Source organism: Thalassobellus sediminis, assembly GCF_044386045.1.
GTDB classification, from domain to species: Bacteria; Bacteroidota; Bacteroidia; order Flavobacteriales; family Flavobacteriaceae; genus Thalassobellus; species Thalassobellus sediminis.
On sequence record NZ_JBISCD010000040.1, the window covers coordinates 1051627 to 1063916 of the forward strand.

Consider the following 12290-nt stretch of genomic DNA (forward strand, 5'->3'; position numbering starts at 1 on the left):
ATTTTGTTATTTCGCTCAATATAAATAACTAACAAAAATCATGAAAAAAAATTACGTATTATCATTGTTAATTGCAATGATATCTTTTTTAACTTTTGCACAAGAAGGTAATGTACAAGGAGTTGTTATAGACAATGATGGTCTGCAAGTCCCTTTTAGTAACATTTTAATTGAGTCTTTAAACAAAGGAACTTATTCAGATGTTGATGGAAATTTTTTATTACAAGAAGTTCCTGCAGGAAATCAAACAATTACAGTTAAGTATTTAGGTTACGAAGATGCTAAAATAGATGTTTTAGTACAAGATGGTAAAACAGCAACTGTTACAATAACTATTCATTCTAAAGCATTATCTCTAGACGATATTGTTATTAACGGTTTTAATAGTGGACAAGCAAAAGCTTTAAACTCACAAAAAAACAAACAAAATATTACCAATATTGTATCTACCGATCAAATTGGTAAATTTCCAGATGCTAATATTGGAGATGCTGTAAAACGTATTCCTGGTATCACTATGCAAGTAGATCAAGGAGAAGCGCGTAATGTTATTATTAGAGGTTTAGCACCTCAATTAAACTCGGTTACTTTAAACGGAAGTCGTATTCCTTCTGCCGAAGGTGATAACAGAAATGTGCAAATGGATTTAATTCCATCTGACATGATTCAACTTATAGAAGTTAACAAAGCCGTAACACCAGATATGGATGCTGATGCTTTAGGAGGATCTGTTAACTTAGTTACAAGAACATCTCCTAACGGATTTAGAATGTCTGCTACACTTGGTTCGGGTGTTAACTTTATAACTAATAAAAAAATCCTTAACGGATCATTTTTAGTTGGAGGGAAATCTGAAAACAAAAAATTTGGATGGATGCTTTCAACATCTATTAACGATAACGATTTTGGATCGGATAACGTAGAAGCTGAATGGACAAATGAAGCTGAAAATATTGATGGTGATGACGTAGAAGTGAAACCTTATATTGGAGAATCTGATATAAGAACTTATTTAGTAGAACGTATTCGTCGTAGTTTTTCGGCTAATTTCGATTATGCTTTTGATGCTAATAATACCATGTATTTAAAAACGATGTACAACTGGAGAGACGATAGAGAAAATAGATATAGGCTACGATACAAAAGTATTGAAGCAGAATTAGATGCTTCAAATAATATTATAGGTTATACAGGAGAAATTGATAGACAAACAAAAGGTGGTATTGATAATGACAGAAATAAAAATAGACGTCTTGAAGACCAACGTATGCAAAACTACAGCTTAGGTGGTAACCATTTATTAGGTAAGCTAGAAATGGATTGGATGACTTCTTTTTCTAAAGCATCAGAAGAGCGTTTAAACGAACGTTATATTTCTTATAGAGCAAAAGACATCGCCTTAAATGATGATTTAAGTAATACAGAATTTCCGTTATTAACGCCTGTAAATGCGGCCGATGTAGCTTTTAGCGAATTTAGTTTAAAAGAAATAACAGAAGAAAATCAATTTACTGACGAAAAAGATTTTAATACGTTTGTGAATTTTAAATTACCTGTAAACTTTTTTAACACCAATGATGGCTTTATTAAGTTTGGAGCACGTTCTAAAATTAAAGATAAAGAAAGAAACAACAACTTTTTTGAGTACGATCCTTTAAACTCTGCTTTCGATGATTTAATAGCATTGCCTTTAGTAGACCAAACAGATGCAGATTACTTAGCTGGAAAAAAATATGGTGCTGGACAGTTTGTAGATAATAATTTTTTAGGAAGCTTAGATTTAAAAAATGCCTCTTTATTTGAAGAGAAAGATGAGCCTAGTGAATACCTTAGAAAAAACTATACAGTAAAAGAGCAAGTATATGCTGGTTATGTTATGGCAAATCAAAAGTTATCTGATAAGTTTACTGTATTAGCTGGTTTAAGAGTAGAAGGTACAAAAACTAAAGCAACGGGTAATCAAATTGAAGATGAAGAAGATGTGTTAGGAATCATTACTAAAGAAAAAGATTATGTACATGTTTTACCTGGTGTGCATTTCAAATATAATTTAAGTGATAGAACGGTTTTGCGTTTCGCATGGACAAATACCTTAGCAAGGCCTAACTATAAAGATATTGTTCCTAGTATAGATGTTGTAAATGATGATGAAGAAATAGTTATTGGAAACCCAGATTTAAGTGCAACAACATCTATGAACTTTGATTTAATGGCTGAGCATTATTTTAAAAGTGTTGGGATTTTGTCTGGTGGTGTATTCCAAAAAAGTATTAAAAACTTTATTTATACAAATAGAACAAAAACAACTAGCGATCAATACGGTACTGATACTACAGGTTTTGATGTGTTTCAACCACAAAATGGAGACGATGCTAGTATTTTTGGTGCAGAGGTTAGTTTCCAACGTCAGTTAGATTTCTTACCTGGATTTGCTAAAAACTTTAGCATCATGTTAAACTATACGTATTTAACATCTAGCGCAGATGGTATAAGAAATGAAGATGGAGACGAAAGAACCGATTTAGATTTACCAGGTACTGCTCCAAATATGGTTAACGGATCTTTAGCATATACAAGTAACAGGTTAAGCTTACGTTTATCTGCAAACTATTCAGATTCTTATATTGATGAAATAGGCGGAAATGCTTTTGAAGATAGATACTATGGCGAGCAATTTTTGGTAGATTTTAACGGATCTTACAAAATAGGAAATGGTTTTAGTGCTTACTTTTCATTAAACAATATTACAGACCAACCGTTACGTTATTTCCAAGGTGTTAAAGCTAGAACCATGCAAATGGAGTACTACGGAAGACGTCTTACATTTGGTTTAAAGTATGATTTGTTCAAGAAAAAATAAGCATTTAAAATGAGTAAATTAAAAATGAATATTGTTTTTGGTATCACCGTGTTGCTTTTAGGATGCGTTGCTAAATTACCAGAAATAGTAGCTACGGTTATAACAGACCAAACGCCTCATGATACCGATGATCCTGCTATTTGGGTAAACCCAAAAGATGCCTCAAAAAGTATTGTTTTTGGAACCGATAAAAACACTGATGGTGGTATTTATGCTTTTGATTTAAAAGGAAAGCTTCTTAAAGATAAAAGCATTACAAATATAAAAAGACCAAATAATGTCGATTTAGAATATGGTTTTAAGTTGAATGATTCTACTAAAGTAGATGTGATTGCTTTTACCGAAAGAGAACTTAATCAAATACGTTTGTTTTCGGTTCCAGACATGAAACCATTAGATGGTGGTGGCTTTAAAGTATTTACTGATGCTACCGAGCCAGAGTTTAACTTGCCCATGGGAATTACGCTTTACAAATCTCCAAAAACAGAAGTACTTTATGCTATTGTTGGAAGAAAAGCAGGGCCTAAACAAGGGTATTTGTATCAATATGAATTGGTTTCAGATAGTTTAGGCGTACATGCTAATTTTGTTAGAAAGTTTGGAGCATTTAGTGGTAAAAAGGAAATAGAAGCTATAGCTGTTGATGATGAGAATGGTATAGTGTATTATTCTGATGAAAAGCACTGCATTCGTAAATATTATGCAGAACCATCTATGGGAAGTAAAGAAATTTATTGCTTTGGAGGCGAACATTTTAAACAAGATATAGAAGGTATAGCCATTGCTAAATATGAGGACAAAGGATTTTTAATTGTGTCTAATCAGCAATCAAATACGTTTAATGTTTTCGATTTAAAAACAAATGCTTTTATAAAAGAGATTAATTTAGGAACCACAGAAACCGATGGTTGCGACGTTACTACAAAAGCTCTTGGGGCTACATTTCCTAATGGTTTATTTGTATCTATGAACAACGATAGAAACTTTTATTTTCATGATTTAGCAAAGCTTAAATTACTAGAATAATAGTCTTCTTTATAAATATTAAAAGCCCTTGCTATTTTAGTGAGGGCTTTTTTATTGATTTAAAATATCATTTACAATTTTTAAATGATGTTTTGTGTGTATTTCTAAAAAACGTAATGTTTGTTTTTTAGTAAGCATTCCAAAAATATGATGTATAAAATAAGCGTTTTTTGGAAGTGCTTTTATGCTTTCAATTTGTTTTTTTGCCGTTTCTAGTTGACTGATTAAATCTTGAGTTGAAATAGTGTTTGGTGGTAAAACAGTTTTTGGAGCTTTAGCTTTACCTCTAGGAATATAGCCTAATGCAAATAGAATCGTTCGGCGTAAGTTAAAGTTCTTTTTATATTTTTTAGGGTCTGTTTTTGCTAATACAGACGAAACAGCATTAATAACTTTTATAGTATGATCTAACTGCCAACCAACATTAGATTTTGAAATTAAAGTGTTGTTTTTGTCTTTAAAAGGAATGTGTTTTTCTAACTGATTTAATAAGATATTTAAAGTGTCTATTTGTTTATTCGCCATTATTTATTGAATTTAAATTCAAAAGATATTAATAAAATTCTTAACTTAGGCTATTGCGTTTAGATTCCCGACTTTACGGGAAAGACAATTTCAAAGGAAATCACAAGGTAAAAGCCCAGTGAATTCTTTAAGTTTTAAATTTTGTTTCACTTAAAAATTATTTTTATGCAACTTCCTTTTAGATCTGAAATTAGAAATTCCCCAAAGAAGCAAACTATCAAGATTTTCTTGAGTGACGAGTCTTTAGATACCAGAATAAAAAACCATTTAGAGCATTTTAATGAAATAGAACTCATTGAAATAAGAGAAAGTATGGGGCGAAATCGTGCTGATGAAAATATTACTATCTTTTTAAAAGATGACGCCGATATTAATAAAATGAAAGCGTCTATTGATTCTAGCTTGTGGTGGTATTTCGAAGAGGATTTGGTTGATTAATTATTATCTTAATATACTATTACATCTTAAAAATGAGTTATTATATGAAAGAATATAATATGCTCAAAAAACTCTACTTCCTTTTATTAGTATTTTTGATACTTGGATGCAAATCTCCAAAAGAAGAAAAGCATTTATTGGGCTCAATTAATGATTCTGAAGTTCTTAATGAAGTATCAGAGAATTATGAGGCTTTAGATTCTAATAAGCTACATATAAATTTCAAAAAACGAGGAGACTACAATTTACTTAAAAATCATTTAAAGAATGATAGAGTTTATTTTAAGAAATTATTAGAAAGTAATTCTGAAAAAGCAATAGATAGTGCGTCTAGTTATTTATACACAAAATTAATAAACGATATTGTTCCGCATTGGTATGGTACCACTTGGGATTTTAATGGATATACAAACATTCCGAATCAAGGAGATATAGCTTGTGGTTATTTTGTTTCTACAACATTAAAGCATTTAGGTTTCAATCTTAATAGATATAAAATGGCTCAGCAAGCAGGATTAATTGAAGCTCAAGTTTTGCAACCAAAGAGCAAGCTTCAAATGTTTTCTAATGTTTCTTTTAAGGCTTTAAAGAAGAAATTAAACGGTTTTTATTCTGAAGGTATTTATTTTATAGGATTAGACAATCATGTTGGATATGTTTTAATTAAAGACAAAGAACTTTATTTTTTACATTCTAGTTATTATGATGATAAAGTAATGATTGAGTTAGCTGAAAAGTCCCCTTGTTTCGGTTCTCAGTTTTATGTTTTTGCAGAAATAACAACAAATAGAGAGCTGGTTAAAAAATGGATTTTAAACGAAGCGTTAATTATACCAAGTAGCTAATTTTAAATGAAAAACATACTTATTATATTCTTAGTATTTCCTTTGTGCTTTTGTTTTAGTCAAACCAATTCAACTCCAAAAACAATTCATGTCTTTGTGGCTTTATGCGATAATGTTAATCAAGGTATTGTTCCTGTACCCGTAAAATTGGGTAATGGACAAGATGTTAAAAATAATTTGTATTGGGGAGCGATGTTTGGTGTGAAGAGTTATTTTAAACGAAGTAAAGATTGGGTATTTATATCGGAGACATTAAAACCCGAAACACATATTTTAGAACGTATTTTGTTTAAGCATAAAACAGCAAACATTTATTTGTTGGCAGATGCTTATGATGGTAAATTTATTAAAAATACTACTAAAGAATTTTTAGAAGCTACTGCTGGGAGAGATGGTTTTACTATTGCTAATGGTCAACAAACATTAGCTTTTGGTGGCGACTCAAATTTATTAGCATATATCGGTCATGACGGATTAATGGAGTTTGATGTCGCGGGAGAATTTAAGCCTATTAATACAGAAAAAAGAGATGCTATAATTCTGGCATGTGTTAGCAAATCATATTTTAAACCTTATTTAGAACAAACTGGAGTAAATCCTTTAGTTTGGACTACTGGGTTAATGGCGCCCGAAGCTTATACTTTAAAATGGGCTCTTGATGGTTGGGTGTTAAATGAAACGGATTCACAAATTAGAGCACGGGCTGCTAATGCGTATAATTATTATCAGAAATGTGGAATTAAGGGAGCGAAACGCTTATTGGTGACTGGGTGGTAGTTTTGCGTTAGGGATTGAACGGTCTGTTTGAACTCGCCGACGGTAGGAGGAAGCGAGTAGTGAAATATTTATATTCATGAGTTCAATATTTTAAGATATTAACCAACGAATAAAGCCCGACCCTTGTGGTAACGCCCAAATAAAAAATCCCAAACATGACTGCTTGGGATTTAATTTATAATGTAGTTTCAATTTATGAGATTCCCACTTTCATGAGAATGATAAATTAATATCTGTAATGTTCTGGCTTGTATGGACCATCAACAGTAACACCAATATAACTTGCTTGATCTTCGCGAAGCTCGGTAAGCTCAACACCAATTTTTGCTAAGTGTAATTTTGCTACTTTTTCGTCTAATGCTTTTGGTAACATGTAAACGTTGTTTTCGTAAGCATCAGCATTTGTCCAAAGTTCTATTTGTGCTAAGGTTTGGTTTGTGAATGAGTTAGACATTACAAAACTTGGGTGACCAGTAGCACAACCTAAGTTTACTAAACGTCCTTCGGCAAGAATGATAATATCTTTTCCGTTAATAGTATATTTATCTACTTGAGGTTTAATAGTGTTTTTGGTATGACCGTGGTTTTCGTTTAACCAAGCCATATCAATTTCGTTATCGAAATGTCCAATGTTACAAACAATAGCTTTGTCTTTTAAAGCTTCGAAGTGACGACTTTGAACAATATCTTTATTTCCTGTTGTTGTAATTACAATATCTGTATTACCAATAACTGTTTCTAGTTTCTTAACTTCAAAACCGTCCATAGCCGCTTGAAGTGCACAAATAGGATCGATTTCTGTAACGGTTACAATACTTCCAGCACCTTTAAAAGAAGCGGCAGTACCTTTACCAACATCGCCATAACCACAAACAGTAACGCGTTTTCCTGCTAACATAATATCGGTAGCACGACGAATCGCATCTACTGCAGATTCTTTACAACCGTATTTGTTATCGAATTTAGATTTTGTTACCGAATCGTTTACGTTAATAGCAGGCATATTTAATGTTCCGTTTTTTACACGCTCGTAAAGTCTGTGAACACCTGTTGTTGTTTCTTCAGATAAACCATTAATTCCAGCAGATAATTCTGGATATTTATCTAAAACCATATTCGTTAAATCGCCACCATCATCAAGAATCATGTTAAGAGGTTTTCTGTCTTCACCAAAAAATAAGGTTTGCTCAATACACCAATCAAATTCTTCTTCGGTCATGTCTTTCCATGCATAAACCGCAGTTCCTGCAGCAGCAATGGCAGCAGCAGCTTGATCTTGAGTAGAAAATATGTTACAAGAACTCCAAGTAACTTCAGCTCCTAAAGCTTGCAGAGTTTCAATTAACACCGCAGTTTGAATAGTCATGTGTAAACATCCTGCAATTCTAGCGCCTTTTAAAGGTTGAGATGCTCCGTACTCTTCACGAAGGCTCATAAGTCCTGGCATTTCAGCTTCGGCTAATTCTATTTCTTTTCTTCCCCAATCGGCAAGCGATATGTCTTTTACTTTATTAGCAACGAAAGGAATTGTTTTTGTGCTCATATTAATTTTTCTTTTTCAATTTTATAAAATGAAAACATCTTTGCATTCGTATTTAAAATAGTTAAATTCGCTTATCAAAAATGTTTACAATGCCATAGGCGGTGCAAAGATAACTAATAACATTTAGAATATTAAATGCCACTTTATAAAACCATTACACCAAATTCACAAACTGTTGTTAAAATCTGGAAGATAGATGAGTCTTTCGATGATTTAATGCAGCCTATTTCATTAAACCCGAAAAGTTTAGAGCGTGTTTTAGGTATGAAAAGTGAATTGCACCAACGCGGGTTTTTAAGTGTGCGTCATTTATTAAGAGCTTTTGGATATACTGATGCCGATTTGTTTTATGATGAAAATGGCAAACCTCATTTAAAAGATGGAAAGCAAATTTCTATTACGCATTCGTTTAATTTTTCGGCAGTTATTATTAGCGATTTAATTGTTGGTATTGATGTTGAAAAACAACGTGATAAAATAAATGTTATCGCTCATAAATTTATTGGTTATGAGTTTGATTATTTAAATGAAAACGACACCGATTATATAAAAAAGTTAACTGCCATTTGGTGTGTTAAAGAATCGTTGTACAAGTTGTTTGCTACACCTGGATTAAGCTTTAAAAAGCACTGTTTGGTTATTCCGTTTGAATTAATTGATGAACAAACAAATGCTTGGATTGACTATGAAACTGAAAAGCACCGTTATGATATTCAGTTTATAGAGTTTGAAGGCTTTACCTGTGCTTACGCCATTGCTTAAATGAAAACGGTTTATGAAAATATAAACGAATCGATTTTAAATGGCGAAAAATTACTCGCTGTTTTAATTGATCCTGATAAGTTTTTTATTGAAACTACCAGTCGATTTATTGAAAAAGTAAATGCATCTATAGCTACTCATATTTTTGTTGGAGGTAGTACTGTAGATGATGATGCGACTGAAATTTTAGTAGCCGAAATTAAAAAGCACAGCAACTTACCAATTGTTTTATTCCCTGGAGATGTTACGCAAATTACTAACGAAGCTGATGCTATTTTGTTTTTAAGTTTGATTTCTGGTAGAAACTCCGAGTATTTAATTGGGAAACATGTAGAAGCGGTTTCTAAATTGAAAAACACAAGTTTAGAAGTCATTCCAACAGGTTATATTTTAATAGAAAGCGGAAAGGAAACAGCTGTAGAGCGTGTTACAGGAACAAAGCCCATGTTAAGAGATAATATTCAAGATATTGTTGATACAGCAAAAGCTAGTGAGCTTTTAGGTATGAAACTCGTGTATTTAGAAGCGGGTAGTGGAGCCAAAGTGTCTGTAGACGAAAATATTATTACTCGTGTAAAAGAAAATCTAAAAATTCCGCTTATTGTTGGTGGTGGTATTCGTTGTAAACAACAATTAGAAGATGCCTACAAAGCAGGAGCTAATTTGGTAGTTATTGGAACTGCTTTTGAAGACGATGAATCGTTTTTTAATTCAATAAAATCGTCTAATTTTTAATTTCTAAACGGGTTGAGAATTCTGGATTTATTTCTAAAGTGTTTATACCTGTTTTAGTAAAATCTGGTTGTTTATCAAAATAGATTTTAGGATCTTTTTTAAAAGGTTCAATTTCAAAAATAAGAGGTGTGTCTTTTTTTAATGTAATATCTGTTAGATTGATAGACCAAGTGGTGTCATTATTAAAATTATCTGCAACCAAATTCTTACCAGAATAGCATGTTATTTTATCGCCAGAATAATTGATTCTTAAATACACATTTTTATATGCGTCTACTTGATCTTTGTTTAAAGTAAGTTGATAGCGATAAGGAGTAAAACCAAAATCTTTAAATTGTATTGGTTTTTCTGTTATTACAGGTTTTGTTTTATTGCGAACAGTATCCCAAGGCGCAGGAATTTTGTATTGTTCTGTGTTTAGCCAGCTTATATCTGTTGGAATACATATTTTGTTTGCGTTATAGAATTCAACTTCTAAAACACCAACAAAGGCTTTTTTGTTTTTTAAATAAGGAAAATCTAATAGGATGTCATTCTCTCCTTTTTTTAAATAACCTGTAAAGTCTAATTCGTTAGTTTTTTCAATAGCTATGTTTTGGTTTAGCCATTTGCCATTGATACGAATTATACATGTTTCTTCTGCTAGAAAATGAAAAGTAGCTTTTTTAATATCGGCAGTATTTTCAAGTTTAAATGCTTTAAAAAACTGTTTGTGATACATCTCATTTTTGCCTTTATAATGTTCTGGTGAAATTTGAAGCCATTTTGCTTCATTAATTAAATCGACTTTTTCAAGCTTAAAATTGATGTGCTTATTCTCGTTTTTTATGGTGTAGTATTTAAAGCCGTTTTTAGTTTTTCCTGATAATTTTAAGGCGCTGTTTAATGCTATAACTTGATCGGTTTCATGAGTTGAAAATACTTTTATATTTTCATTTTTATCCATTGTTAAATTGGCTGTAGAGAGAAAAGCATAGGTTTTGTTTCTGCTTTTTAAATACCAAAAAGTGTCCATTTGCTTTTCTGATAATACAAAAACACGCTTTACTGAACCATTAGTATTTTTAATAATAATAGGATTGTTTAGACCTGTTTTAATAGACTTTAAGAAATAAATATTATTCGTTTTTTCTTGTTTTCTACCATTAATAGTAATTGTTTCAATGTTTTTTGAATCAAATAAAAACTCGGTATTTATGTTTTTAGATTCTTTAAAATACCAATCTTCAGTTTTCTTATTTTCAATATTACAAATGGGTTGTGCTGTAGCATACTTTAGTATGTTATGTCCCATTTTAAGATTTACAGGCCATATAAAAACAGTGCTATCTTCTATTTTTATTGGTGAAGATGGCATTTTAATATCTCCTTCTTTTAATTTAATATGAAATTGAACATCTTGCTTTGTAGACTTTTTATACCCTCTATAATAATTTGAAACAAATAAATATCCGCTATTATCTTTTACTCTTAATGCGTATTGTAAATTATCTGGATTGTTATTATCTAAAGGAATAATAGGTGTCATGGGAGCAAGTTGCTCTCCAAACTCCGACAAGAAATAATGTAAAGGTTTTAATTTATGATATGCTGATGCTATTTCACCAGTTTCTCTTATGGCCGCTTGAAAATCATAAGATATAATAGGGTATTCATTCCAATAGCCAGATTCATACCTTTCTTCATGTAATGTGGTATGTTTTCCAACAGGATTTAACCCGCCTGCAAATACATAATATCCTGGTAAATTACTTCCAGAAGCCACGTTAGATGTTGCAATAGTAACACCATCAATAGGATTTAAAATAGGTCTTCTGTGTTCTGAAATTTGGTTGCCAATTCCTAATTCGCAAGTAAAGTAAGGGTATAACGAGTAATTTGGTTTGTATTTAGCAGTACTAGCTTCGTTACCTATACTTTGATCGTTTATAGGTTTGTTAAACACATAGCTGGCATTAGATTTTATTTTTTTAATATCGGTATTCCAAGGTGCAGCAGGGTAACCACCCCAAAGCGGAATCACTTCATTTTCTGGTGTAGAGGTATTTCTCCAGCCAGTAATAGTGTACATAGGTACATCCATACCATACTTTAAAGCCATATTTTTTAAAGTCATGATGTGTTTTTCGCCTCCTTTTCCTCTCCAATATTCGTTTTCTAATTGAATTCCAATAATAGGACCGTCATCTTTGTAATAAAGACCTTTTAATTGTTCTGAGATTTCACGATACCAATGGTCAACATGTTCTAGGTATTTGGCATCGTTGGTTCGTGGTTTAAAAGTTTTTTGGTTTACAATCCAATCTGGTAATCCGCCATTTCTAACTTCGCCATGACACCAAGGTCCAATACGTGGATATGCCCAAACATCATGTTTTTTACAAAGCTCTATAAAGTGTTTTAAGTTTTTACTGCCGTTCCAATTAAAAACACTTTTTTCCTCTTCATGATAAATCCAAAAAACATAAGTAGAAATAATGGTAATACCATTGGCTTTCATTTTTAGAATTAATTCTTCCCACTTATCAGGATTACATCTTGAAAAATGAATTTCTCCCATAACAGGAATCATAGGTTTTCCTGCTAATGATAAGAACTTGTTGTTAATAGTAATTTCTTTTCCAGCAAGTCCTGGGTTACCCATTTTTAAACTATTCTCAATAATTTTAGGGGGTTCAATTTGTGCATCAATAGTAATGGTTTGACCATTTCCAGACACTGTTGATAATAATAAAAGGAGAATATAATGAAAGCGAAATTTCATATAATTAAAAATCTT

The 12290-nt window shown here is 31.6% G+C and carries 10 protein-coding genes; 7 read left to right on the plus strand and 3 right to left on the minus strand.

Annotation, left to right across the window (positions count from 1 at the left end):
- The first annotated feature begins 40 nt into the window (after nt 1-40).
- Nucleotides 41-2860 (plus strand): TonB-dependent receptor, encoded by a 2820-nt coding sequence (locus ACH5TW_RS11145; protein WP_439336582.1) that lies wholly within the window; start codon nt 41-43, stop codon nt 2858-2860.
- A gap of 9 nt (nt 2861-2869) precedes the next feature.
- The gene (locus tag ACH5TW_RS11150) at nt 2870-3886 is read left to right on the plus strand and encodes a phytase (RefSeq protein WP_439336583.1); all 1017 of its coding nucleotides are present in this window, start codon (nt 2870-2872) and stop codon (nt 3884-3886) included.
- A gap of 51 nt (nt 3887-3937) precedes the next feature.
- Here ACH5TW_RS11150 and ACH5TW_RS11155 read toward each other — a convergent pair whose 3' ends face one another.
- Nucleotides 3938-4411, minus strand: a complete 474-nt coding sequence (locus ACH5TW_RS11155; RefSeq protein WP_439336584.1) for a DUF1569 domain-containing protein — start codon at nt 4409-4411, stop codon at nt 3938-3940.
- Between the two features lie 165 nt (nt 4412-4576).
- Between ACH5TW_RS11155 and ACH5TW_RS11160 the strand changes: the two genes are divergently transcribed.
- Genes ACH5TW_RS11160 through ACH5TW_RS11170 form a run of 3 tightly spaced genes read left to right on the plus strand, consistent with a single transcriptional unit; the run spans nt 4577 to nt 6471 of the window.
- Entirely contained in the window at nt 4577-4849 is a 273-nt protein-coding gene (locus ACH5TW_RS11160; RefSeq protein WP_439336585.1) for a hypothetical protein, read from the plus strand.
- 44 nt (nt 4850-4893) lie between these two features.
- Complete coding sequence (locus ACH5TW_RS11165) at nt 4894-5694, plus strand: hypothetical protein (protein WP_439336586.1); 801 nt, start codon at nt 4894-4896, stop codon at nt 5692-5694.
- A 6-nt stretch (nt 5695-5700) separates the two neighbouring features.
- Entirely contained in the window at nt 5701-6471 is a 771-nt protein-coding gene (locus ACH5TW_RS11170; protein WP_439336587.1) for a hypothetical protein, read from the plus strand.
- A 226-nt stretch (nt 6472-6697) separates the two neighbouring features.
- Here ACH5TW_RS11170 and ahcY read toward each other — a convergent pair whose 3' ends face one another.
- The gene (gene ahcY / locus ACH5TW_RS11175; RefSeq protein ID WP_439336588.1) at nt 6698-8014 is read right to left on the minus strand and encodes an adenosylhomocysteinase; all 1317 of its coding nucleotides are present in this window, start codon (nt 8012-8014) and stop codon (nt 6698-6700) included.
- A 135-nt stretch (nt 8015-8149) separates the two neighbouring features.
- On the opposite strand from ahcY, the gene ACH5TW_RS11180 reads away from it, so the two are divergent.
- A complete protein-coding gene (locus ACH5TW_RS11180) occupies nt 8150-8776 on the plus strand; it encodes a 4'-phosphopantetheinyl transferase family protein (RefSeq protein WP_439336589.1) in 627 nt (208 codons plus the stop codon).
- Nucleotides 8777-9511 carry a phosphoglycerol geranylgeranyltransferase gene (locus ACH5TW_RS11185; protein ID WP_439336590.1) on the plus strand — a complete coding sequence of 245 codons (735 nt, stop codon included), beginning with the start codon at nt 8777-8779 and terminating at the stop codon, nt 9509-9511. It abuts the gene before it with no gap.
- Here the strand turns inward: ACH5TW_RS11185 and ACH5TW_RS11190 are convergent.
- Nucleotides 9501-12275 (minus strand): beta-galactosidase, encoded by a 2775-nt coding sequence (locus tag ACH5TW_RS11190; protein ID WP_439336591.1) that lies wholly within the window; start codon nt 12273-12275, stop codon nt 9501-9503. The genes ACH5TW_RS11185 and ACH5TW_RS11190 overlap by 11 nt on opposite strands.
- Nucleotides 12276-12290: the final 15 nt, after the last annotated feature.